Origin of the sequence: Novosphingobium sp. SG751A, from assembly GCF_013149295.1 — a bacterium.
In the GTDB taxonomy this organism is placed as follows: Bacteria; Pseudomonadota; Alphaproteobacteria; order Sphingomonadales; family Sphingomonadaceae; genus Novosphingobium.
The window spans coordinates 63312-85703 of sequence record NZ_JABGCB010000018.1 but is presented as its reverse complement, the minus strand read 5'-3'; the positions used below and the strand labels follow the sequence as shown (position 1 = coordinate 85703).

Here is a 22392-nt window from a genome sequence, read left to right as displayed (position 1 = left end):
GCAATTAAAGTGTCTTGATAATGGCGGAAAAATCCACGCCGCCATTGCCCGCTGCATCAAAGGCGGCGTAAAGTTCTTCGGCGCGATGCCCCATCGGCACAGGCGCCCCGGCAGCCTGCGCCGCCGCCATGGCCAGCTTCAGATCCTTGAGCATCAGCGTCGTGGCAAAACCGCCCTGATAGTCATTGTCAGCCGGGGTCGTCGGCCCCACGCCGGGCACCGGGCAATAGGAGGTCATCGACCAGCACTGGCCCGACGCCTTGGAGGAAATGTCATAGAAGGTCTGGAGATCCAGCCCCAGCCGCTCGGCCAGTTTGAACGTTTCGCAGGTCGCCACCATCGAGGCGCCCAGCAGCATGTTGTTGCAGATCTTGGCCGCCTGTCCCGCCCCGCTGTCGCCCGCGTGGATCACCGCCTTGCCCATTTGCGCAAGGATCGGTTCGGCCGCTGCAAAGCTATCCGCCGGGCCGCCAACCATAAAGGTCAGCGTGCCCGCATTGGCCGCCGCAATCCCACCGGACACCGGAGCATCCACCATGCGATAACCTGCCGCCTCGGCCATCACCGACACTTCGCGCGCCGTGGCAACATCGATGGTCGAGCAATCCAGCAGCAGCGCGCCGGCGGGCGCCTGACCCAGCACATCGGCGCTGTAGACCGATTTCACGATCGCGCCGTTGGGCAGCATCGAGACCACCGCATCCACGCCCGCCACCGCTTCGCGCGCCGTGGCAAAGGTGGTGCAATCATTGGCACGGGCGCGCTCCAGCGCCGCTTCGGCCAGATCGAAGGCACGAACATCATGGCCCGCCTTGGCCAGATTGGCCGCCATGCCGCCGCCCATATTGCCAAGACCGATAAAGGCAATTTTCATGCAAACCTCTCCTTTTATATGCTTCGGCCTGTTGGCCTTAAGCCTTCCGGCCTTTACCGCCCTTTCCAGACGGCCTGACGCTTTTCGACAAAGGCTGCCATGCCTTCGGCCTTGTCCTGAGTGGCCGTGAGGATCTGGAACAGGCGCCGCTCGGTAAGGAGGCCCTGTTCGAGGCCGGTTTCGAAGGCGATATTGACCATTTCCTTATTCACCATCGCGGCCATGCGCGGCATTCCGGCGATGGTCTGCGCCGTTTTCACCGCATCCTCCACCAGATCGGCCAGCGGCACGATGCGCGCCACAAGACCGCTGCGCTCGGCTTCCTCGGCGCCCATCATGCGGCCGGTCAGGCACATTTCCATCGCCTTGGCCTTGCCCACCGCACGGGTCAGGCGCTGCGATCCGCCCATGCCGGGCGCCACGCCCAGCTTGATCTCGGGCTGGCCGAATTTGGCGGTATCAGCCGCCAGAATGAAATCGGCCATCATCGCCAGTTCGCAACCGCCGCCCAGCGCAAAACCATTGACCGCCGCAATCCACGGCTTGCGGGTGCTTCGCACAATATGCGCCTGCCAATCGGCAAAGAAATCGCCCAGAAAGAAATCGGCAGCAGGCTTTTCGGCCATTTCCTTGATGTCGGCACCTGCCGCAAACGCCTTGTCGCCGCTGCCGGTCAACACGGCGCAGCCTTGCGTATCATCCGCCTCGAAGGCGGCGAAAGCCTTTACCAGTTCGGCGCAGACCTGCGAGTTCAGCGCATTGAGCGCCTTGGGCCGGTTCAACGTGATGAGCGTCACCGCGCCGCGCGTTTCGACGAGGATCGTTTCGTAACTCATAGTGGTTTCCATTCCTCAAGTGCCGGAAGAGGCGCAAAAATATCATCGATCATCGTGTCGGTCACCGCCTCTGCCGTTGCGGGCGACCACTGCGGCGCGTTGTCCTTGTCGATGATCACCGCCCGCACCCCTTCGGCAAAATCAGGCAGCATCAGCACCCGTCCGCCGATGTGGTATTCCATAGCCATATTCGCGGCAAAATCGGGCAATGTCCGGCTTGTGGCCAATTGCCGCAGCGAAACCTTGCAGGTCGTCGGGCTCTTGGTGCGGATCGTGGCCAGCGTGGTTTGGGCAAAATCGCTGTCATCGGCCTCCAGCGCGGCCAGGATGTCCTCCAGCCGGTCACTGGCAAACAGGCGGGCGATGGCATCGGCATGGGCCGCGATCTTCGCCTCAGGTGCGGGCGCGGCCATTTCATCAAGCATCACATCGGGGGCATCGCCCGCGATCATTCGCGCCTTGGCCTGCGGCAGGGCGGCGGCGGGCAGATAATGGCTCGCCAGCCCCGCCCAGATGCATTCCGCCCCATCAAGCCGCGCGCCGGTCAGCGCCAGATACTGGCCGAGCCTGCCCGCGAGGCGCGAGAGATACCAGCCCCCACCGACATCGGGAAACAGGCCGATCCCGCTTTCCGGCATGGCAAGGCGGGTGTTCTGCGTTGCGACGCGCAGCCGCGCGGGCTGGGAAATGCCTACGCCCCCGCCCATCGTGATGCCGTCCATGAACGCCACCACCGGCTTGGGATAGGTAAAGAGCAGGTGGTTGAGCTGATATTCCTCGAAAAAAAACCGCCTCCCGGCGACACCATCCTCCAGCGCCGATTGGCGCAAAAGGCTGATGTCGCCACCCGAACAGAACCCGCGTGAGAGTTTGGGATCACCACCCGCATCCACCGCATGGTCGATCAGCACCACCCTCACCGACTCATCCCTGCGCCAGTCGAGCAGCGCACCCGTCATCGCGCGCACCATATCCAGCGTCAACGCATGGATCGCGCGCGGGCGGTTGAGCGAGAGAAGACCCGCCCCGCCCTCGACACGAACAAGAACTTCCGGTGTCGCGGATGCGTCATCAAGGCTCACTTCAACAACTCCCGCGCAATGATAAGGCGCATCACTTCATTGGTGCCTTCAAGGATGCGGTGCACGCGCAGATCGCGCCAGAAGCGCTCGATCGGATAGTCGCGCAGATAGCCATAGCCGCCGAACATCTGCAGCGCGCGATCCACCACGCTGCTGCCGGTATCGGTGGCAAAGCGCTTGGCCATGGCGGCAAAGGCAGTCTTGTCGCTCGCGCCCGCCGTGATCTTGCCGGCGGCGATATAGAGCAGCGCGCGCGCCGCCTCCAGTTCGGTGGCCATGTCGGCCAGCACGAATTGCGTGTTCTGGAAATCGGCAATCGCCTTGCCGAACTGCTTGCGGTCCTTGGTATATTGCACCGCCTCGTCAAGACAGCGCTGCGCCCCGCCCAGCGAGCAGGCCCCGATATTGACCCGCCCGCCATCGATGCCCGCCATGGCGATTTTGAAACCGTCCCCCTCGGCTCCCAACAGATTGGCGACCGGGACGCGCACATCGTCCAGAATGACCTGCGCCGTGGGCGAAGCATTCCAGCCCAGCTTTTTCTCCGGCGCGCCGAAACTGACGCCCTTCATGCCCTTTTCTACGACCACGCAGGAAATGCCCCGCGCCCCGGCCTCACCGGTGCGCACCATGATCAGATAGACATCATTCACCCCGCCGCCCGAAATGAACTGCTTGGTACCGTTGAGCACATAATCGTCGCCATCCCGCCGCGCCGTGGTCGACAGCGCGGCGGCGTCCGAACCGCTGCCCGGCTCGGTCAGGCAATAGGACGCCAACTGCTCCATCCCCACCAGCGCGGGCAGATAGCGCGATTTCAAGTCCGCGCTGCCAAAGCGGTCGATCATCCAGGCGGCCATATTGTGGATCGAGATAAAGGCGCTGGTCGCCGCGCAGCCATAGGCCATCGCCTCGATCACCAGCGCCGCTTCCAGACGCCCCAGCCCGATCCCGCCGCTCTCCTCGCCGACATAGATCGCGCCAAAGCCCATTTCACCGGCCGCCTGCATCACCTCGCGCGGGAAGTGATGTTCCTCGTCCCAACGCGCCGCGTGGGGAGTGATGGCGTCGGCCGTAAATCGGCGCGCCGCTTCCTGAATGGCCAGCTGATCCGGCGTGAGTGTGAAGGCATCAGTCATCATGGGTCAGGCCATCGTTGGAATAACAAAGGCATTGCCGCCGTCGAGCGAACCGTCGGGCCATTTGGCGGTGATCGTCTTGATCTTGGTCCAGAACTTGATGCCTTCCATGCCATGCTGGTTGGTATCGCCAAAAGCGCTGCGTTTCCATCCGCCAAACGTGTGATAGGCCACCGGCACCGGAATCGGCACATTGATGCCCACCATGCCCACATTGACCCGCGCGGCAAATTCACGCGCGGCATGGCCGTTGCGAGTAAAGATCGCCACGCCATTGCCATATTGGTGCTTGCTGGGCAGCGCGAGAGCGGCTTCGAAATCGGGCGCGCGCACGATTTGCAGCACAGGCCCGAAGATCTCGTTCTTGTAGCTTTCCATGTCGGGCGTGACATGATCGATCAGCGTCGGCCCGACAAAGAAGCCCTTTTCGTGGCCCTGCAGCGTAAAGCCCCGGCCATCGACGAGGATCTTGCCCCCTTCCTCCTCGCATTTGGCGATCCAGCCCTCGACGCGGACCTTGTGATCGGCGGTGACGACCGGGCCGTAATGGGCGTCAGGATCGCTCGAAATGCCAAGGCGCAGGCTCTCGATCTCGGGCAGCAGCTTTTCGATCAGACGCTCTGCCGTCCCCTCGCCCACCGGCACCACCACGGGCAGCGCCATGCACCGCTCGCCCGCCGAACCGAAGGCCGCGCCCGACAGATCGCGCACCACCTGATCCATATCGGCGTCGGGCATCACGATGCCGTGGTTCTTGGCGCCGCCCATCGCCTGCACGCGCTTGCCGTTGCGGGCGCCGCGTTCATAGACATAGTTGGCGATGTCCGACGAGCCGACGAAGCTGATCGCGCCGATGGCCGGATGGTCGAGAACGGCGTCCACCATTTCCTTGTCGCCATGCACACATTGCAAAATGCCCTCGGGCGCGCCGGCCTCCAGCATCAGTTCACACAGGCGCACCGGCACCGAAGGATCGCGCTCGGAAGGCTTCAGGATGAAGGCATTGCCGCAGGCAATCGCCACGCCAAACATCCACATCGGGATCATCGCGGGAAAGTTGAAAGGCGTGATGCCCGCCCCGATGCCGACAGGCTGGCGCATCGAATAGACATCGATGCCGGGGCCTGCGCCCTGCGTATATTCGCCCTTCAGCAAATGGGGAACGCCGCAGGCAAACTCGATCACATCCAGACCGCGCTGGATATCGCCCTTGGCATCGGCGATCACCTTGCCATGCTCGCTGGCCAACAGTTCGGCCAGGCTCTGCATGTTGTCCTCGACCAGACGCTTGAATTCAAACATCACGCGGGCGCGGCGCTGGGGGTTGGTCGCGGCCCATCCCGGCTGGGCGGCCTGCGCGGCGGCCACAGCGCGCGCCAGAAGCGCGGCGTCCCCCAAGGCCACCTCGGCCTGCACTTCGCCCGCCGAAGGGTTCAACACCGGCGACCTGCGCCCGGTTGCTCCGGCGGTGCCGCCGACAATATGATGGTCAATCAGGCGCATCTGGCTCTCCTCAAAATCTTGTTGCCGATTGAGTAAACCGACAAATCTCTATGGCAACCATCGTATTTGCATCTTAGGATGCAAAAATGCAGGTCACGGACTGGAGCGATTTTCAAACCTTTTTGGCCGTGGCGCGCGCGGGCAAACTCGCCTTGGCGGGCGAGGCCTTGGGCATGGATGCAACCACGGTCAGCCGGCGCCTGCGTCGCCTCGAAAACCGGCTGGGGGTCACGCTCTTTGAGCAAACGCGCGAGGGCCAGATCCTGACGCAGGCCGGCGAACGGGTGCTGGTGGCGGTCGAAGGCATGGCGCAGGCGAGCCGGGAACTGGAAACAGGCAGCCCGGATTCGGGTCTGACCGGCCATGTGCGGATCAGCGTTTCCGAAGGCTTCGGCAGCTGGGTCGTGGCGCCCAATCTGGGCGATCTGGCCGCGCGCCATCCCGGACTGGTGATCGATCTGGTGGCCAGCAGCGGATTTCTCAGCCCTTCGCGGCGCGAGGCCGACATTGCCGTTCTCTTGTCCCGCCCCAAATCCGGTCCGCTGATCGCCGGGAAACTGTCCGATTACGCATTGCGACTTTACGCCACCCCGGACTATCTGGCAGGCCGCCCGGCGATCCGTCAGACGCGGGATCTGAAATCGGGGCATCAACTCGTCGGCTATGTCCCTGAACTGATCTATGCGCCGGAACTCAATTATCTTTCCGAGATCGACGCCGATCTGGTGGCCAATCTGCGTTCCACATCGATCCTTGCCCAACATCGCATCCTGGCGGCATCGGGCGGAATCGGCGTTTTGCCCTGCTTTATGGGCGACGGCGATCCCGCACTGGTCCGCGTCCTGCCCGATCAGGTCATTATCCGCAGCTTCTGGCTGGTCACGCACAAGGACACCCACAGCCTTCAACGCATTCGCGCCGTTCATACATGGCTGACCGAGACGACCAAGGCCAGGTACAAGCTGCTCATGCCTTGATGGCGCGGTCGGCCGCATAGGCAATGTGGATGTCGGGTGATCGGGCAAGGCTCATTGTGCCTGGCCCCGCGCCTTGACCGCAACGGCGGCATGGATGGTGGCCGGGTCGAAATAATAGGGTTTGATCTGGCAACATTTGCCATCGCGAAAGCGAAAGACTTCGCACAATTCCGCTGGTTTCAGCGCCGGGTCGGCAAAGCGCAGCGAAAGGATCGTCACCGCGTGATCGCGTCCGGCGGTGGTTTCCACCCGGTCCATCGCCACCACATCCATCATGCCCATCACCTTGACGAACAGATCATAAAGACCACTCTTGCCATGATAGGATCCCTCCATCGGCAGGCCATCGGCCTCGATCGCCACGAAATCATCGGTCAGGCGCTCGGCGGCGGCATCCCATTGGCCGGTGCCGGTCAGTTCATAGAGTTCATCGACAAAGGCGATCATCTCATCCGGGGTCATGGCGGCATCCTTTTTGTTCTTGTTCGATCTGGCCCCATCATCGCCTCTGAGGGGGCGATCACCACCTAGCGAAAAGGCTAGAGGCCATCGGGCCGTATGGGGCCCTATCTAGCAGCAACAAACAAACAGGATGCCCTGCCATGGCCTTGCCCTCCTCCTTGCCGGCGTTTGCCCGCCATATCATCCTGCGCCGCCGCCCGGTCGGAGTGCCGACCCCGGATTGCTTTGCCTTGTCGCAAACCCCGATGCCCCGGCCCGGCCAAGGGCAGATGCTGGTGCGGATGCTGGTCGGCTCGGTCGATCCGGCGATTCGCGGTTTTCTCGATGACCGGCCCTCCTATCTGCCCCCGGTTGCGCTCGGCGCCCCGATCAACGGCATGTCGCTGGGCCAGATTGTGGAATCGCACCATCCCGACTGGCCAGTGGGCGACTATGTGCGGGTCTTTGCAACCTGGTCGGATCATTTCGTCATCGGGCCTGATGCTCTGGGGCTGGAGCGCGTGACGCCCGCCGCCGATGTGCCGCTGCGCAGCTATATGGGCGCGCTGGGTCCGGTGGGGCTGACGGCGTGGGTGGGCCTGTTTGCCGTGGGCGAGGCCAAAGCGGGCGAGACCGTGCTGGTCAGCGCGGCGGCGGGCGCCACGGGCAGCACAGTAGTGCAACTGGCCAAGGCGGCGGGGTGCCGGGTGGTGGGCATGGCGGGCGGCGCGGACAAGGCGCAGGTCCTGCGCGAATTGGGCGCGGATGCGGTGGTGGATTATCGCGCCGTCGAGGATGATCTGGGCGCGGCGCTGGATGCTGCGGCGCCCGAAGGGTTCGATGTCTATTTCGACAATATCGGCGGGCCGACCCTTGACGCCATCTTGCCCCGCATGCGCGAGAAAGGGCGCATTCCGCTCTGCGGCATGATCGCGCAATATAATGACGCCGACCATCCCTATGGGGTCCAAAACCTGTGGCAGATGGTGGTCAAGCGTGTGACAATGCGCGGTTTCCTGACCTATGACCATGCCGAAAGGCTGGGTGAGGCCCAGGCAATGCTCGACCGGTTGCACAAGGCGGGTCAGCTTCGTCCGCTGGAAAATGTGCATCACGGCTTTGAACGCTTGCCGGAAGCCTTCATCGCCCTGATGCAGGGAAAGACCACCGGCAAGACTCTGGTGGCAATGGCATAATCGGGAAAGGAAATGCACGAGTGAGCGATGTGGTCTGGCACCCGCTGGGCGCCGAAACCGAGATCGGGGATGGACAGATGGCGGATGGACAGATGACCGTCCACGCCATCGGCGGATGGCAGGTGTTGCTGGCGCGCAGCGATGATGCATGGGTGGCGCTCAACGACCGCTGCACCCATGCCGCATCCCGGCTTTCCAGCGGGCGCATCCGGCGCGGGGCGATCATGTGCCCGCTGCATGGCGCACGTTTCGATCTGGCCGATGGGCGCTGTATTGGCGGAGCCTATCCGGCGGTGCGCCGGTTTGCGCTGCGCGTGGTCGATGGCATGGTCGAGGTCGCCGTGCCCGCTCGCCCGCCGGGCATGGATGAAACGCCGGTCGAGGTCTGAACGCGCGCGCCTGTGCAATGCGCTAGGCGCGCGGCGCGATGCAAAGCCCTATCATCGTTTTAAATAAGAAATGGGAGAGCATCGATGCCCTTTACCGGCCCTGCCGACGACCGCCTTGCCCTGCGCGAATTGCTGGAAACCTATGCCGACGCCGTCACGCGCTGTGATGCGCAGGCATGGGGGGCAACATGGGCCGATGATGCGCAATGGTCGCTGCCCGACTATCCCGAGATCGGCACCACCCATGGCCGCGAGGCCATCGTCGCCATGTGGGTGGAGGCGATGAAACATTACCCCGGCATCATGTTCGAGGCATGGCCGGGCAGCATCGAGGTGCATGGCGATACCGCCGTGATGCGCTCCTATACGGCCGAGGTCTATGACTGGCCCGATGGCGTCCACCGCGACCGGGGGCAATATGATGATGAATGCATCAGGATCGAGGGTTGCTGGTATTTCAGCCGCCGCACCTTTCGCAACATCCATCGTCAGATCGGCCCCAAAGGTCTGTGATCGCAGGCATGGCGCGCAATCGCTATTGGCGGCTCGATGCCTATCCCGACGGGCATGATTATGTCGCCGCCCTGAGCCTGCATGATGAAGCGCCCGCCCCGCTGGCCGAGGGGCAGGTGCGGGTTGCGGTTGACTATCTCTCGATGGATGCGGGCACCCGGATGTGGATGACGGGCCGCACCGACGGCTATCAACCGCCCTTGGCCTTGGGATCAAGGATGGTCGGGCTGGTTCTGGGCCGCGTGTGCGAAAGCCGCGATCCCGACTTTGCGGTGGGCGAGCTGGTGCGCGGGTTTGGCCAATGGGCCGAACTGGCCGTGATGGTTCCCTCGCTGGCCGGGCTGGAGCGGATAGCAGAGCCTCTGGCCGATCCGCGCGATCCCTTTGGCGTGCTGGGGCTCAATGCCTGGACCGCGCATATCGGCGTTTGCGATGTGGCGCAGGTCAAGGCCGGACAATGGCTGGCCGTATCGGCCGCGGCCGGGGCGACAGGCGTGATGGCCTGTCAGATCGGCCGCAATCTGGGCGCGCGCGTGGTGGGGATTGCGGGCGGACCGGCCAAGTGCCGCTATCTGCGCGAGGTGATCGGGGTTGACCGGACGATCGATTATCGAGGGGAGGATGTGGCAGCCGCACTCTCGGACATAGACGGCGGCATTCATGCCTATTTCGATAATGTCGGCGGGCCGCTGCTGGATGCTGTTCTGCCCAATATGGCGCATTATGGGCGCGTGGCGGTTTGCGGCATGGTGGCGGGCTATGACGGGGCGCCCTTGCCCGGCCCGGCGCGTTTCGATCAGGTGTTGATGCGGCGATTGCGGATAGAGGGGTTTTTCATTCCCGATGTGCTGGCCGCAGGCGGAGTCTTCCCCGCAATTCTGCGCGAATGGGCGCGTGACGGGCGTCTAATCATGCCCTTTGACCAGAGCAAGGGCATCGAGAATGTGCTGACGGCCTATGGACGCATGATGCGCGGGGCCAATATCGGCAAAACCATTGTGAAAGTGAGCCGCTGATGCCGATCATCCGCCACCATGCCCCATTGCGCGCGCTGGTCGCGGTGCGCGGGCATCCGTTTGACCGCACCGCCTTTGACGCGATGTTTCAGGCCATGGAAGGGATTTCGGCCACGATGGTCGATCAACCCGCCGCCGCGCTGTTGATGAACCCGGAAGGCATGCGCGATTTTGATGCGCTGGTGCTTTACGATATGCCGGGGCTGGATTTCGAAGCTGATGCGCCGCCCGCCTTCATCGACCCCACCCCCGCCTTGCAGGTCGGCTTTCGCGCCTTGCTGGAACAGGGCAAGGGTGTGCTGGCGCTCCATCATGCGCTGGCCGGATGGCCGACATGGGGCGATTATCACGAATGGCTGGGCGGACAATTCCTCTATCGCCCCGCCCATGTGCGGGGGCAGAGCAGGCTGGACAGCGGTTATCGCCATGATGTGGCCTATCAGGCCAGCGTGATGCCCCATCCGATCACGCTGGGCCTGCCCGCCAGCTTTGCGATGCAGGACGAACTCTATCTGGCCGAAGTGTTCACCGATACGGTTGAGCCGCTGATGACCAGCGATGCCGACTTTACCCGCGATCACTTCTGGTCGGCGGATCTGGCGGTGCGGGGACAGATGTTCTGTCGCGATGGCTGGGATCATCCGCCCGGGTCATCGCTGATCGGCTGGACCAAGATGGCGATCAACAGCCGACTGGCCTATCTGCAACCGGGCGACGGGGCGGCGGCCTATGAAAATCCGCATTACCGGCGGCTGGTGGAAAACGCGCTGCGCTGGGTGGCCTAGCGCCGGGAGGCGGGCGTCGCAGCGCCCGCCTTGAGCCTTTAGCGAGCGGTCATCCCGCCATCGACCACCATTTCCGCGCCGGTGATATAGCGCGCCTCGTCCGAGGCAAGAAACAGGTTCATATTGGCGATGTCATCGGGCGCGCCCATATAGCCCATCGGGATCAATGCCATGGTGGCATCATAATTGGCCGCATTGTCTTCAAGCGCCACGCCCTGAATATTGGTGGCGATCATGCCGGGATGCACCGAATTGCAACGGATGGCATCGCTCGCGCCTTCCAGCGCCACAACCTTCGTCAACAGACGCACCCCGCCCTTTGACGCGGCATAGGAGGCGCAGCCCGGCACGCCGATCAGCCCGGCCACCGAGGAAATATTGATGATCGAACCGCCGCGCGCTTTCCCGTCATCGCCAGCCCGGCGCATCATCGCCATAGCCCGTCTGGCGCCCTGAAACACGCTGGTCAGATTGACATCGATCTGGCGCTGCCAATCGGCGGTGCTGACCGTGTCCATCATGCCCAGAACCGCGATCCCGGCATTGTTGACCAGCACATCGAGCCGCCCTTCCGCCTCGTCAATCGCGGCCATCACCCGATCCCAGTCCGCCTCGCTGGTCACATCCTGATGCAGCGCCACCGCATGGCCGCCCGATGCACGGATGTCGGCGGCAACCTTTTCCGCCCCGGCCAGATCGCGGTCGGTCAGATAGACGCGCGCGCCTTCCTGCGCATAGCGGACGGCGGTGCTGCTGCCCAATCCGGGCACTGATGCTCCGCCTGTCACCAGCGCCACTTTGCCTTCTAGCCGTGCCATGTCGATTGTCTCCTGCTGGCAAAAAGGGGGCGCGGGATTCCCGCACCGCCCCTTATTCTTGTCATAATATCAGAACTTTACGCCCAGCGTCGCGCCATAGGTGCGCGGCTCAAGCGCCGAGGCAAAGGACCACAGGCCCGCCACGGTAAAGGCCGCCGTGGTCGTGCGCGTATCGGCCAGATTGCGGCCAAACACGCGGACATAGGCATCGGCCCCCTGCATCTTGAAATTGAAGGTCATGCTGGCATCGAGCAGGTCCTGTGTGGCGGTACGGACGCGGGCGTCATTGCCGTTGACAATCACCTTGGTCACCGTGGTGCCCGACATCACCGGGGTCAGCCCGCCCAACGAAATCTGCGAGTCGTAAGGATCGATGTGCCGCAGACCCACCGTTGTCACCACGCTGCCAAATCCGGTCTTGGCCGTATATTCGGCATTGATCGAACCGGAAAACTTGGGCGCATAGATCAGCCGGTTATTGGAATAATCGAAGGGAACGATCGCCCCGTTATAGATGTTGCCGACCACGAAATTGCGGAAATGCGAATCCATGATCGATGCGCTGGCCGTCAGCTTCAGCCCTTCCATGGGCCGCAAGGTGGCGTCCATTTCCACGCCCTTGATGGTCGCGCCGCCGACATTACTGGTGATCGTCTGGTTGCCGGTGGGGCCGCCGGGGATCGTGGTGTTCTGCTGCATGTTCTTGTAATCGGAAATAAACCCGGCCACGTTGAATTGCAGCATGCGATTGAGCGCGTCGAATTTCGCGCCGATTTCAAACGAATCGACCGTTTCCGGTTGGAAAGGCGTGCCGGCCGTGGCAGCGGTGGCGGCGCGGGGGCTGAACCCGCCCGAACGATAGCCGCGCGACCAGCTGCCATAGAACATCATGTCTGCATTGGGGCGATAGTCGACGCCGATCTTGGGCGTGAACTTGGAAAAGCCCCGCTTGCCCGATCCGACCAGGCCGGTGCTGGCAAAGCTGTTGGTCAATTGCTTGTCGTCATGGCTCCAGCGGCCGCCAAACGAAATGCGCCATTTGTCCGCCACCGCCCAGTTGAAGTCACCAAATGCGGCATAGCTTTCGGTTTTGCCATAGACGCTTTGGGCGTTGGTGTCGAACACGCAAGGCGGCGTGGTCGGGCTGAAACCGAACACACGCGAGCATTGCGTCAGATTATAATTCGACGTGAAATAGAAGAGGCCGACCACGTAATCGAAGCCGTCAAACAGCTTGCCCGCGCCGCGCAATTCCTGACTGACCTGTGTGTAGCGCTGGCGACGGTCAACGTAATAGAGGTCGGTCGAGGAGCCGTCAAAGTCCTGTGTCTGATACTCCTTTGTGTGGCGCCATCCGGTGATCGAGGTCAGTTTTACTCCGCCTACATCATAATTCATTTCCAGCGTGGCAGCGGGCGCCTTGTAATTGCTGGTCGCGCTCTGGCTGAAGGTCGTGTAAAGATCGGTGGTATTGTTGCGGTTACATTCCTGCGCCGGTTCAAAAGCGCAGAACAGCTCGCTGCTGTTGGCGATATTGGCGACGACCGGATCGAAATTCTGGACGGTGTTTTCCAGTGTCAGGATCGCGTCGAACGTTGAATTTTCCGGACGATAGCGCAAGGCCGCGCCGAAATTGTCGCTCTTGCTCCACCCGCTGGGCTTCTTGGTGGTGACGTTGTTATAGAACCCGTCGGTCTGATTGTGGAAATACCAGAATTTGGCGCCAAGCGAGGAACCGTTGCCGACATTGACCACGGCCTTGGTGTTCCATGTGTTCCACTGGCCATAGGAGCCTTCGATCTTGGCGCCGTTCTTCATCGTCGGCTTCGTGCGGCGAATGTTGATGACGCCGCCGATGGTGTTGGCGCCAAACAGCGTCCCCTGCGGCCCGCGCAGCACTTCGAGCTGTTCGATGTCGAAGGCGTCCTGCAACTGGCCGGTGTTGGTGCCGATGGTCACGCCATCGACCACCACGCCCACGGTCGGGGTCTGGCTCTTTTCGATGTCGGCATAGGTCAAGCCGCGGATCGACAGATTGGCCGCCTGTGCGCCCGAATTCTGCTGGGTGATAAGCAGGCCCGGCGCCGAACCGGTCAGATCGCCGATATTGGCCGAAGCCTTGTTGTCCAGCATCGCGGCATTGATCGCGGTGATGGCAACGGGCGTTGTCTGCAGCGTTTCGGAACGGCGCCGCGCGGTAACGATGATCGCATTGCTGTCAACCGGAGCCGCGCCGGCCTGGGCCGCCCTTGCCTGTTGCGCCAGCGCCGCCATGGGCATCCCCGCCAGACACGAACCAATCAATAGCGCGCCAATTGTGCGCCTTGCAAAGATGCTCTGCATGTCCTTCCTCTCCGTGGATTGTCGAAGGGGTATGCCCCTTTCCTTCTGGTGCAAACTAAGCTTGGGAAGGCAGACGAACCTACTGCAACAAATCATAGGTGCATGCAGACGCGTTTGGTTCACATTCCCGCCAGAGAGAGGATGACCCATGCCCGATACTGAAAACCGCCGATTTCTGCTGGTAAAGCGCCCCGTCGGCACGCCTGCCCGCGATGATTTTCAACTGGTGCGCGAAGCGGTGCCTCATGCGCCTGAAGGCGGCATGGTGGTGCGCAACCGCTTCATTTCGCTCGATCCGGCCCAGCGCGGATGGATGGATGATGCGCCCAGCTACATGCCGCCTATCGCGCTGGGTGATCCGGTGCGCGCAACAACCGTGGGCGTGGTGGAGGAATCGCGCAATCCCGATTTTGCGCCCGGCGACTGGGTGCTGGGGCTCAATGCGATTGAAGATTTCTCGATAGTGTTGCCCGGCGGCTTCACCAGCCGGATCGATGTGGGCATTGTCGACCGCCCCTCGCGCTATCTTTCGGCCGTGGGCGCGGTCGGGCTGACGGCCTATTTTGGCCTGCTTGATGCCGGACAGCCCAAGGCGGGCGAAACATTGCTGGTGACAGGGGCGGCAGGCGCGGTCGGTTCGATGGTGGGCCAGATCGGCAAGATCATGGGGATGCGGGTGATCGGCATTGCGGGCGGCGCGGAAAAATGCCGCCGTCTGGTGGACGATTACGGCTTTGATGCGGCCATTGATTACAAAGGCAAATCGCAGACCCAAATCGCGGCGGAAATCGCCGAGGCCGCGCCGCAAGGCATTGACATCCTGTTTGAAAATGTCGGCGGCGAGGTGATGGACGCCGCCATGCTCAACCTCGCGCTGCGTGCCCGCGTCGTGCTTTGCGGGCTTATCAGCGAGTATAACAGCGCCGAAAAGGTCGGCATGCGCAACCTGTGGCAGGTGATCGTCAAACAGGCCACTATCAAGGGCTTTTTGATCGCCGCCTATGTTCCCCGCTTTGCCGAGGGCGGCGCGCAAATCGCCCAATGGATTGCCGAGGGCAAATTGCGCGTGGACGAGGATATCCAGTTCGGGCTGGACAATGCCTATGATGCCTTCATGCGCCTGTTCACCGGGGCCAATACCGGCAAACTGGTGCTCGAGGTCGATTGATGGCGGGGCGGCTGAACGGGCGTTGCGGCATCGTTACCGGTGCGGGATCGGGCATTGGCGCGGCCACCGTCCGGCGATTGCGCGAGGATGGCGCACAGGTGCTGACAGCGGACCTGAAGGGCGATGTTGACCTGCTGATGGACGTTGCCGGCAAAGATGCAGGCAAAACCTTGACGGAGGCGGCCCTTGCCCGTTTTGGCCGCCTCGATTTCGTCGTGCCCTGCGCCGGGATCAGCGCCTTTTGCCCGTTGGAGGGCCATAGCGACGACTATTTCGAACAAGTGATGGCGGTCAATGTCACCGCCGTTTTCCGCCTGATCCGCGATGCCGCCCCCCATTTGCGCGCCAGCCCGGCCGGGCGGATCGTCACCATCGGTTCGGTCACATCGGCCTTTGGCGATGCCGGATTGGTGGCCTATGGCACGTCCAAACATGCCGTGCTGGGCATGACCCGCGCGCTGGCCGTTGAACTTGGCGCCGATGGCGTGACCGCCAATTGCGTGATGCCCGGCGCCATCGACACGCCGATGACCGCGCCCGCTTTTGCCGCCATGCCCGAATACCGCACCCATTGGGAGCAGAAATCCGCGCTCGGCCGTCTGGGGCAACCAGAGGATATTGCCGATGTCATCGCCTTTTTGCTCAGCGACGATGCGCGCTTTGTCACCGGACAGGGATGGATGGTGGATGGCGGGGCGATGACCCGGATGTGATCGCCCCGCCCCCCGTCAGAACTGAACCCGTTTGGTATAGCCGCCATCGACCACGATATTGGTGCCCGTGGTATAGGAGGATGCCGGGCTGGCCAGAAACACCACGGCGCGCGCCACTTCCTCTGGCCCGCCCCAACGGCCCAGCGCGAATTGCGCCAGAGTTGCGTCATGAAGTTCGGGCATCATGCCCTCGATCGCCTCCCAATTGCCGCCGGGGAATTTGATCGGGCCGGGCGAGACGGCATTCACGCGGATGCCTTTTGGCCCCAGCGCCTGGCTGAGTTGTCCGGCATAGACGATCAGCGCGCCTTTGAGCGCATTATAGCCCTGCGGCACGATAAAGGTTTCCAGCCCCGCCGTGCTGGCGGTGATGACAATGCTGCCCGCGCCCGATGCGGCCAGATGCTCTTCGAGCACCTCCACGCCGATGACCGCGCCCATGATGTCATAATCAAGGCCCTTCTGCCAATCGCCGGTGGCGCCCGCGCCACTGGTGGAAATCATCGGCACAAAAATGTCGCAGCCACCCAAGGCCTCGGCAGCACCCGCCAGCCATGCGCGATAGGCGTCATGGCCCGATTCCATGTCAAAGGCCGAACCGAACACCTTGCCGCCATGCTTTTCGAGGCTGGCGACGGTTTCGGCCACCTGATCGGCGTTGCGCGAACAGAAAGCGACATCGGCCCCTTCGGCGGCGAACAATTCGACACTGGCGCGGCCAATACCCCGGCTGCCCCCGGTCAGAATGACCTTTTTGCCCTTCAGTCCCAGATCCATGTTCGTAAGTCCTCTCTGCCGCGCCACAGCAGCGCCGGTGATAGGGCGACCTTGCGCATCCCTCCCCCGGCCTGCCACTCGCCTTTTGGAGAGGAATGGCGGACAGGCCAGTGTGATAGCAAGGGGCAACCAAGACAAAGCGAGGGGATAAAATGGGCCGATTGACAGGCAAGCGCGCCATCGTTCTGGGCGCCAGCAGCGAAGGCAACATGGGACAGCACATCGCCAGCCGCTTTCTGGACGAGGGCGCCAGTGTGATGGTCGCAGGGCGCAAGGAAAGCGTGCTGGCCGATTTTGCCGGGGCCAACGGGTGTCACTGGGAGCCTTGCGACATCACCAGCGCCCAGAGTCTGGCCGCTATGGCCGATGCCGCCGTAGCCGCCATGGGCGGGGTGGACATTGCGGTCAACGCCACCGGCTGGGGCCTGCTCAAACCCTTTCTCGACACCACGCGCGAGGAACTGGATAGGATGACCGATCTGCAATATATAGGACCCTATCAGTTCTTTCAGGCCATGATCCGCAAGATGGCGCGCAGCATGGGCGGCAACGGCGGCTCGATTATCCAGATCAGCAGCGCCACCGCCACGATCATGCTCAACGACCACGCCGCCTATATGGGCACCAAGGCGGGGACCGATCACGTCATCCGCTGTGTCGCGCATGAATTTGGCATCGAGGGCATCCGCGCCAACTCGATTTCGCCGGGCCTGACCGAAACGCCGATGACGGCGGATGCCAAAACGGTGCCGGGCCTGTTTGACTGCTTCCTGGCGGGCTATCCGCTGGGCCGGATCGGCACCAGCGATGATATCGCCGCCGCCGCCGTGTTTCTGGCCAGCGACGAATGTTTCATGACCGGCGAGAACCTTCAGGTGAATGGCGGCCTGACCCTGCGCCGCAACCCCACGCGCGAGGAAATGGGCGCAGCCATCGCCGCCGCCACAGGGGGATGAGGGATACGGCCGGGGGAAGTTTCAGCCCCCGGCCTCCTGCCGGATCCGCTGGGCAATATCCTCGCGCAGCCGATCCTTACGGATCTTGCCCGAAGCGGTGCGCGGCAGGCTTTCGACCATTTCGAACCGCTCGGGTATCTTCTGCTTCGCCATCCCGCTTTGCGCGACATGCTCGGCCAGTTCCGTGGCCAGACCTTGGGCCTGCGCCGGGCCCTGCAGGACGACATAGGCGCAGACTCCCTCGCCAAGGCGCGGATGCGGCATGGCCACCACCGCGCAATCGGCAACGGCGGGATGGGTCAGCAAGACCTGCTCGATCTCGGTGGCCGAGATATTTTCGCCGCCCCGGATGATCAGGTCCTTCTTGCGCCCGGTGATGGTCAACCCGCCGCGCGCATCGCGCAGGCCCAGATCGCCGGTGCGAAAATAGCCCTGCGCATCAATCGCCTCCTCGGTCTGCGCCGGATCGGCATAGCCCGCCATCATCGCCGGACCCCTCGCCAGAATCTCGCCCTCGCGCCCATCGGGCAGATCATGGCCCGCCTCGTCCACAATGCGCACCTGATAATCGACGATGCGCCCGTCGGTGGCGGCGGCAAGGTCTGGATCATCGGGCCAGCCAAAGGTGACCAGCGGCACTTCGGAGCTGCCGAAAACGCGGAACGGGGCGCAATGGGCAAAGGCTTTGCGTGCGCGTGCGATGACTTCGGGCGCCACCGCCGCACCGCCGCAGGCAAAGAAGCGCAACGCTGGCAGCGCATCGTCCGCTGCCAGCGCCGCATGGGCCAGTTCGACCAGAAAGGGCGTGGCCGCCACCGTGCCCACCACCTGATGGCGGTTGATCAGCGCCAGCGCCTCATCCGCATTCCAGCTTTCCATCAGCACGGTTTGCGTGCCCACGACAAAGGGCATGGCAAGGCCATTGGCATAACCCGAAACATGCGTCACCGGCGAGGGCATCAACATCGCATCGCCCCGGCCCAGCCCCCAATGGGCGGCGCTCTGTTCGATGATGCGGCCAAGCGTGGCATGGCTGTGCAGCACGCCTTTGGGCCGCCCCGTGGTGCCTGATGTGTAAAGCACCATGCTGATGCTCTGGGGATCAATGGCTTCGCGGGCAGAGGGCAAAGCTGCGCCCGCCTCGATCAGCGCGGCATAGTCATCGCCCCCCTCGCCGCGCACGGTAAAGATATGCGTCAGTTCGGGCAGACCGGCCTGAACCCGGCGCGCCATGGCAAGGTAATCCAGCTTGCGGAAAATATGGGGCACAAAGATCGCCCGCGCCCGGCAATCGCCCAGCATGATCCGCATTTCGGCATCGCGATAGATCGGCACGATCGGGTTCAGCACCAGCCCCGAAAGCGCCGCCGCCATGTTCAGCACCGCCGCCTCGCGCCAGTTGGGCAATTGGAACGCCACCACATCGCCGCGCACCAGCCCCCTTGCCCGCAGCGCCGAGGCCAGCGCCATCGCTTCGCGCCACACCTGACCCATCGTCATCGCGCCCATCGGGTCAATCAGGCATATGTCATCGGGCCAGCTCTGCGCCCAATCCTGCGCGCGGTCGGCAATCGTGCGGGTCGGCCATAGGCCACCATCGGCAAAGGCGCGCTGATGCGGCGCGGGCACATCGGGCCAAAGCCGGGGAATTGTATTGCTGTCGCCCATGAACCTCTCTCGCATTTTGGTCTCTTTTGGGGCCGCCTGCCCGGCCTGTCCACTTGGCAAAAGAGTGAGGAACCTGTCACCTGTCCCAGCTTGGCAGCCTCTTGCGCCTGCGGCAGTCTGAGCCCCGAAAACCCCGCACGAGGGAGGAGAGGATTGATGAGCACCCATAAGGTGGACCGCCGCCAGCGAATCGGCGATGTTGCGGAAATCATGCTGGATTATGTGGAACACAAGACCACCTATCAGGCCCAATCGACCGCAAGGGTGCGCACGGCCAGCTATACCGACCCGGACCAGTGGAAAGCGGAAATGGAGCTGATTTTCCGCCGCGTGCCGCTGATGCTGGGCTTTACCGCCGAAATGCCCCAGCCGGGCGATTACAAGGCGATGGAGGCGATGGGCCTGCCCGTGCTGATCAGCCGCGACAAGAATGGCAAGGTGCGCGCGTTTCTCAATGTCTGTTCGCATCGCGGGGCGCCGGTGGCCTCCGAAGGGCGGGGCAATTGCGCGCGCTTCACCTGCAAATATCATGGCTGGACCTATGCGCCGGATGGCAAGCTGATCGGCCTGTCGGAAGCTGCGACCTTTGGCGATGTGGACAAGGCGGGGCTGGCCCTGCGCGCATTGCCTTGCGAAGAGCGGGGCGGCATGATCTTCGTGTGCCTCACGCCCAATGCGCCGATGGATCTCGACCGCTATTTTCAAGGCTTCCTTGAGGATTTCGAGGCGGTCGATTTCGCCAACTGGTCCTATCTTGGCAGCCGCGTGATCGAAGGGGCCAATTGGAAGATCGCCTTTGACGGCTATCTCGAAGGCTATCACTTCGCCTCGCTCCACCCCAGCACCATCGAGCCGCGCACGCCCTCCAACCGTACCTTCTATGAAGGTTTTGGCCCCTCGATGCGCATCGGTTTCCCCCAGCATCGCATCGCCGAGGCGCTGAAAGACATCCCCCGCGATCAATGGGGTGATCAGGAAAACAACGGCTTCGATTTTGTGCGGATCCTGTTCCCCAATGTCTCGGCCTTTCTGGCCCCGGAAATCACGCAGGTCGCCCAGCTCTTTCCCGGGCCGACGCCGGACCGGAACCGCACCGTCCTGCATTATCTGCGCCGCGATCCGATCCGTGACGATGCCGACCGCGAAAGCGTTGAGGCCATGATGAATTTCTTCCGCGATGTGACCTATCAGGAAGATTACGTCATCGGCATGGAGATCCAGAAAGGTCTGGAAAGCGGCGCGCATGACAATCTGACCTTTGGCCGCAACGAGCGGGGCAACCAATATTTCCACGAATGGCTCAACTGGTATCTGCAGGATGATCCCACCCTGCCCGAACCGGTGATGTAAATCCGCCTTTTTCGATTGGAACGCCCTGTCCCCGGCCGGGCCAAGGATACGGAACACAGCAGCCCATGACGATTCAGCAAAACAAGTCGCGCTATTCGCCCGAATTCGATGTGGCCGTGCGCGGCGATACGATCACGGCGGATCGCTATATCTCGCCCGAGTGGATGAAGAAGGAACACGCCAACCTCTGGCCCAAGGTCTGGCACCTTGGCGGTTCACTGGCCGAACTGGAGGAAGAGGGCGACTTTATCCGCCATGATTTCGGCAAGGAATCGGTCATCATGGTCCGGCAGGGTGATGACACGATCCGCGCCTTTTACAATTCATGTCCGCATCGCGGCAACCGGCTGGTGCTGGGTGATGCGGGGCATATGCCGCGCATCACCTGCGGTTATCACGGGTGGCAATTCACCCCCGACGGCGTGCTGGCCAAGGTGCAGGATCCCGATGATTTCCCCGATGGCAACCCCTGCGGCAAGGTCCAGCTCTCATCGCTGCGCTGCGAGACATGGGGGCCTTTCGTGTTCTGGTGCATGGACGATGATGTCCCGCCCCTGCGTGAATGGATGGCGCCTTTGCAGGACCGTCTGGCCAATTACGGCCTCGACAACTGGGTGCGTGTGCTCAAACTCTCATGCGATGCCGATTTCAATTGGAAGATCATCCGCGACAATTTCAACGAGAGCTATCACCTGCCCACCATTCATCCCGAACTGGCGACCTTCATCAATGACGGCCTGCCCACCACCTTGTTCGAGATGTATGAGAGCGGGCACAATTCTATGTGGATGATCGGCCATCAGGCCACCACCCGCGCCGATTATCACAGCGCCGAAGTGCCCGCCCCGCTCGACGATATTGCGCGGGCATGGGGCATCGACCCTGCCGATTACAACGGCCACACCGGCGATATCCGCGCCGCCGTGATCGAGGCGAAGCGCCGCCTTGGCCCGGAACGCGGCTATACGATGTATGCCGACATGACCGACCAGCAACTGGTGGACTATTTCCACTGCACGCTGTTTCCCAATCTGACGCTCACCATGTCGCCCGAACAGCTTCAGGTCCTGCGCACCGAGCCGCATCCCACCGACCCTGAAAAGTGCATTTTCCAGCATTGGGTGCTGATGCCCCCCATCAAGGGCATGAAGGAAGTGGTCACGCCCATCGGCACCGTCCCCCTGCGCCATGACGCCGTGGTGCGCCACAGCACCTATGGCGACGGCGTCTCGCTGGGCTTTGTCGCCGATCAGGATCTCTCGATCGGCACGACCCAGCAGCAGGGCCTCAATTCGCGCGGCTTCAAGGGTTGTTTCCTGCCCGCGCAGGAAAAGCGCATCCAGCGCTTTCACGAATTGCTGGACGATTATGTCGAGGGCCGCCGATGACCTGCCCGCCTTCAGAGCGGATCGCCATCGCCGATCTGGCCGCCGCCTATGCGCTGGCGGTGGACCGGATCGGGGATGCCGATGGGGTGGCCGCTCTGTTTACCCCTGATGGCATCTATGACCTTGCCGCGCTGGGCATGGGCGAGATCAAGGGGCGCGCGGCGGTGCGCGAATTTTTCGTCACCGCCTTTGCGGGCATGGCGCAAAACGCCCATTTCATCAGCAATATCGCGGTCACCGCCTATGATCCCGCCGGCGCCGCGCAGGTTCAGGCTTATGGCCATGCCTTCAGCCTGGGCAAGGACGGCAACCTGCTGGAGGTCAAGGCGCGCTATGCTTTTGAACTGGTGCGGCGGGGCAATGGCTGGCTGATCGCGCGGCTTGACATGGCAATGCTGCTGCCCCCGGTGGTCACGCCGCAAGGGTAGGCAAAGGCCCGGAAGGATCGCTCCGTCGGGCC

At 62.8% G+C, this 22392-nt stretch carries 22 protein-coding genes; 12 read left to right on the top strand and 10 right to left on the bottom strand.

Going from position 1 to position 22392, the window contains the following annotated elements; all coding sequences use genetic code 11:
• Positions 1 to 4: 4 nt before the first annotated feature.
• From mmsB to FHW96_RS20870, 5 genes are read right to left on the bottom strand one after another with little or no spacing between them, the layout of a single operon-like run.
• Entirely contained in the window at positions 5 to 892 is an 888-nt protein-coding gene (gene mmsB, locus FHW96_RS20890; protein ID WP_371815776.1) for a 3-hydroxyisobutyrate dehydrogenase, read from the bottom strand.
• Between the two features lie 35 nt (positions 893 to 927).
• Positions 928 to 1710: an enoyl-CoA hydratase-related protein gene (locus FHW96_RS20885; RefSeq protein ID WP_172342514.1), complete on the bottom strand. Its 783-nt coding sequence runs from the start codon at positions 1708 to 1710 to the stop codon at positions 928 to 930.
• Complete coding sequence (locus FHW96_RS20880) at positions 1707 to 2792, bottom strand: 3-hydroxyisobutyryl-CoA hydrolase (RefSeq protein ID WP_172342513.1); 1086 nt, start codon at positions 2790 to 2792, stop codon at positions 1707 to 1709. Before FHW96_RS20880 ends, FHW96_RS20885 begins: the two co-directional genes overlap by 4 nt.
• The gene (locus FHW96_RS20875) at positions 2789 to 3931 is read right to left on the bottom strand and encodes an acyl-CoA dehydrogenase family protein (protein ID WP_172342538.1); all 1143 of its coding nucleotides are present in this window, start codon (positions 3929 to 3931) and stop codon (positions 2789 to 2791) included. Before FHW96_RS20875 ends, FHW96_RS20880 begins: the two co-directional genes overlap by 4 nt.
• Before the next feature lie 6 nt (positions 3932 to 3937).
• Entirely contained in the window at positions 3938 to 5434 is a 1497-nt protein-coding gene (locus tag FHW96_RS20870; protein ID WP_172342512.1) for a CoA-acylating methylmalonate-semialdehyde dehydrogenase, read from the bottom strand.
• A gap of 86 nt (positions 5435 to 5520) precedes the next feature.
• Here FHW96_RS20870 and FHW96_RS20865 point away from each other — a divergent pair, with 86 nt between their 5' ends.
• Complete coding sequence (locus FHW96_RS20865; RefSeq protein ID WP_172342511.1) at positions 5521 to 6411, top strand: LysR family transcriptional regulator; 891 nt, start codon at positions 5521 to 5523, stop codon at positions 6409 to 6411.
• A gap of 51 nt (positions 6412 to 6462) precedes the next feature.
• Here the strand turns inward: FHW96_RS20865 and FHW96_RS20860 are convergent, their stop codons facing one another.
• On the bottom strand, positions 6463 to 6873 hold the full coding sequence (locus tag FHW96_RS20860) for a nuclear transport factor 2 family protein (RefSeq protein WP_172342510.1): 411 nt from the start codon (positions 6871 to 6873) through the stop codon (positions 6463 to 6465).
• A gap of 140 nt (positions 6874 to 7013) precedes the next feature.
• On the opposite strand from FHW96_RS20860, the gene FHW96_RS20855 reads away from it, so the two are divergent.
• The 5 genes from FHW96_RS20855 (at position 7014) to FHW96_RS20835 (ending at position 10751) form a co-directional block, all read left to right on the top strand.
• On the top strand, positions 7014 to 8048 hold the full coding sequence (locus FHW96_RS20855; RefSeq protein ID WP_172342509.1) for an NADP-dependent oxidoreductase: 1035 nt from the start codon (positions 7014 to 7016) through the stop codon (positions 8046 to 8048).
• A gap of 20 nt (positions 8049 to 8068) precedes the next feature.
• The gene (locus FHW96_RS20850; RefSeq protein WP_371815773.1) at positions 8069 to 8437 is read left to right on the top strand and encodes a Rieske (2Fe-2S) protein; all 369 of its coding nucleotides are present in this window, start codon (positions 8069 to 8071) and stop codon (positions 8435 to 8437) included.
• Between the two features lie 84 nt (positions 8438 to 8521).
• Positions 8522 to 8950: a nuclear transport factor 2 family protein gene (locus FHW96_RS20845; protein ID WP_172342508.1), complete on the top strand. Its 429-nt coding sequence runs from the start codon at positions 8522 to 8524 to the stop codon at positions 8948 to 8950.
• Positions 8947 to 9966, top strand: coding sequence for a zinc-binding dehydrogenase (locus tag FHW96_RS20840; protein ID WP_371815772.1), 1020 nt, complete (start codon positions 8947 to 8949; stop codon positions 9964 to 9966). Before FHW96_RS20845 ends, FHW96_RS20840 begins: the two co-directional genes overlap by 4 nt.
• Positions 9966 to 10751, top strand: coding sequence for a ThuA domain-containing protein (locus tag FHW96_RS20835; protein WP_172342507.1), 786 nt, complete (start codon positions 9966 to 9968; stop codon positions 10749 to 10751). Before FHW96_RS20840 ends, FHW96_RS20835 begins: the two co-directional genes overlap by 1 nt.
• 38 nt (positions 10752 to 10789) lie before the next feature.
• On the opposite strand, the gene FHW96_RS20830 is transcribed toward FHW96_RS20835, so the two are convergent.
• Together FHW96_RS20830 and FHW96_RS20825 are read right to left on the bottom strand one after the other, a co-directional pair.
• A complete protein-coding gene (locus tag FHW96_RS20830) occupies positions 10790 to 11569 on the bottom strand; it encodes an SDR family NAD(P)-dependent oxidoreductase (protein ID WP_172342506.1) in 780 nt (259 codons plus the stop codon).
• A gap of 69 nt (positions 11570 to 11638) precedes the next feature.
• Positions 11639 to 13912 (bottom strand): TonB-dependent receptor, encoded by a 2274-nt coding sequence (locus FHW96_RS20825; RefSeq protein WP_172342505.1) that lies wholly within the window; start codon positions 13910 to 13912, stop codon positions 11639 to 11641.
• 148 nt (positions 13913 to 14060) lie between these two features.
• Here FHW96_RS20825 and FHW96_RS20820 point away from each other — a divergent pair, with 148 nt between their 5' ends.
• Positions 14061 to 15080 carry an NADP-dependent oxidoreductase gene (locus FHW96_RS20820; protein WP_172342504.1) on the top strand — a complete coding sequence of 340 codons (1020 nt, stop codon included), beginning with the start codon at positions 14061 to 14063 and terminating at the stop codon, positions 15078 to 15080.
• Complete coding sequence (locus FHW96_RS20815; protein ID WP_172342503.1) at positions 15080 to 15793, top strand: SDR family NAD(P)-dependent oxidoreductase; 714 nt, start codon at positions 15080 to 15082, stop codon at positions 15791 to 15793. The genes FHW96_RS20820 and FHW96_RS20815 overlap by 1 nt, the downstream gene beginning before the upstream one ends.
• 15 nt (positions 15794 to 15808) lie before the next feature.
• Here the strand turns inward: FHW96_RS20815 and FHW96_RS20810 are convergent, their stop codons facing one another.
• Positions 15809 to 16570: an SDR family NAD(P)-dependent oxidoreductase gene (locus tag FHW96_RS20810; protein WP_172342502.1), complete on the bottom strand. Its 762-nt coding sequence runs from the start codon at positions 16568 to 16570 to the stop codon at positions 15809 to 15811.
• Between the two features lie 152 nt (positions 16571 to 16722).
• Here FHW96_RS20810 and FHW96_RS20805 point away from each other — a divergent pair, with 152 nt between their 5' ends.
• Positions 16723 to 17526 carry an SDR family oxidoreductase gene (locus FHW96_RS20805; RefSeq protein WP_172342501.1) on the top strand — a complete coding sequence of 268 codons (804 nt, stop codon included), beginning with the start codon at positions 16723 to 16725 and terminating at the stop codon, positions 17524 to 17526.
• A gap of 21 nt (positions 17527 to 17547) precedes the next feature.
• On the opposite strand, the gene FHW96_RS20800 is transcribed toward FHW96_RS20805, so the two are convergent.
• A complete protein-coding gene (locus tag FHW96_RS20800) occupies positions 17548 to 19209 on the bottom strand; it encodes an AMP-binding protein (RefSeq protein ID WP_253951121.1) in 1662 nt (553 codons plus the stop codon).
• Between the two features lie 141 nt (positions 19210 to 19350).
• On the opposite strand from FHW96_RS20800, the gene FHW96_RS20795 reads away from it, so the two are divergent.
• The 3 genes from FHW96_RS20795 to FHW96_RS20785 all read left to right on the top strand — a co-directional run bounded on the left by FHW96_RS20795 (position 19351) and on the right by FHW96_RS20785 (position 22360).
• Positions 19351 to 20544 carry an aromatic ring-hydroxylating dioxygenase subunit alpha gene (locus tag FHW96_RS20795; RefSeq protein ID WP_172342500.1) on the top strand — a complete coding sequence of 398 codons (1194 nt, stop codon included), beginning with the start codon at positions 19351 to 19353 and terminating at the stop codon, positions 20542 to 20544.
• Positions 20545 to 20609: 65 nt separating this feature from the next.
• The gene (locus FHW96_RS20790) at positions 20610 to 21932 is read left to right on the top strand and encodes an SRPBCC family protein (RefSeq protein WP_172342499.1); all 1323 of its coding nucleotides are present in this window, start codon (positions 20610 to 20612) and stop codon (positions 21930 to 21932) included.
• Positions 21929 to 22360 carry a nuclear transport factor 2 family protein gene (locus FHW96_RS20785; protein ID WP_172342498.1) on the top strand — a complete coding sequence of 144 codons (432 nt, stop codon included), beginning with the start codon at positions 21929 to 21931 and terminating at the stop codon, positions 22358 to 22360. The genes FHW96_RS20790 and FHW96_RS20785 overlap by 4 nt, the downstream gene beginning before the upstream one ends.
• Positions 22361 to 22392 lie beyond the last annotated feature (32 nt).

Excerpts from the sequence above, each read along its gene's own strand:
- FHW96_RS20885 (WP_172342514.1), bottom strand. The coding sequence starts at position 1,710 with ATGAGTTACGAAACGATCCTCGTCGAAACGCGCGGCGCGGTGACGCTC.
- FHW96_RS20875 (WP_172342538.1), bottom strand. The coding sequence starts at position 3,931 with ATGACTGATGCCTTCACACTCACGCCGGATCAGCTGGCCATTCAGGAA.
- FHW96_RS20870 (WP_172342512.1), bottom strand. The coding sequence starts at position 5,434 with ATGCGCCTGATTGACCATCATATTGTCGGCGGCACCGCCGGAGCAACC.
- FHW96_RS20865 (WP_172342511.1), top strand. The coding sequence starts at position 5,521 with ATGCAGGTCACGGACTGGAGCGATTTTCAAACCTTTTTGGCCGTGGCG.
- FHW96_RS20860 (WP_172342510.1), bottom strand. The coding sequence starts at position 6,873 with ATGACCCCGGATGAGATGATCGCCTTTGTCGATGAACTCTATGAACTG.
- FHW96_RS20855 (WP_172342509.1), top strand. The coding sequence starts at position 7,014 with ATGGCCTTGCCCTCCTCCTTGCCGGCGTTTGCCCGCCATATCATCCTG.
- FHW96_RS20845 (WP_172342508.1), top strand. The coding sequence starts at position 8,522 with ATGCCCTTTACCGGCCCTGCCGACGACCGCCTTGCCCTGCGCGAATTG.
- FHW96_RS20835 (WP_172342507.1), top strand. The coding sequence starts at position 9,966 with ATGCCGATCATCCGCCACCATGCCCCATTGCGCGCGCTGGTCGCGGTG.
- FHW96_RS20830 (WP_172342506.1), bottom strand. The coding sequence starts at position 11,569 with ATGGCACGGCTAGAAGGCAAAGTGGCGCTGGTGACAGGCGGAGCATCA.
- FHW96_RS20825 (WP_172342505.1), bottom strand. The coding sequence starts at position 13,912 with ATGCAGAGCATCTTTGCAAGGCGCACAATTGGCGCGCTATTGATTGGT.
- FHW96_RS20820 (WP_172342504.1), top strand. The coding sequence starts at position 14,061 with ATGCCCGATACTGAAAACCGCCGATTTCTGCTGGTAAAGCGCCCCGTC.
- FHW96_RS20815 (WP_172342503.1), top strand. The coding sequence starts at position 15,080 with ATGGCGGGGCGGCTGAACGGGCGTTGCGGCATCGTTACCGGTGCGGGA.
- FHW96_RS20810 (WP_172342502.1), bottom strand. The coding sequence starts at position 16,570 with ATGGATCTGGGACTGAAGGGCAAAAAGGTCATTCTGACCGGGGGCAGC.
- FHW96_RS20805 (WP_172342501.1), top strand. The coding sequence starts at position 16,723 with ATGGGCCGATTGACAGGCAAGCGCGCCATCGTTCTGGGCGCCAGCAGC.
- FHW96_RS20800 (WP_253951121.1), bottom strand. The coding sequence starts at position 19,209 with ATGCGAGAGAGGTTCATGGGCGACAGCAATACAATTCCCCGGCTTTGG.
- FHW96_RS20795 (WP_172342500.1), top strand. The coding sequence starts at position 19,351 with ATGAGCACCCATAAGGTGGACCGCCGCCAGCGAATCGGCGATGTTGCG.
- FHW96_RS20790 (WP_172342499.1), top strand. The coding sequence starts at position 20,610 with ATGACGATTCAGCAAAACAAGTCGCGCTATTCGCCCGAATTCGATGTG.
- FHW96_RS20785 (WP_172342498.1), top strand. The coding sequence starts at position 21,929 with ATGACCTGCCCGCCTTCAGAGCGGATCGCCATCGCCGATCTGGCCGCC.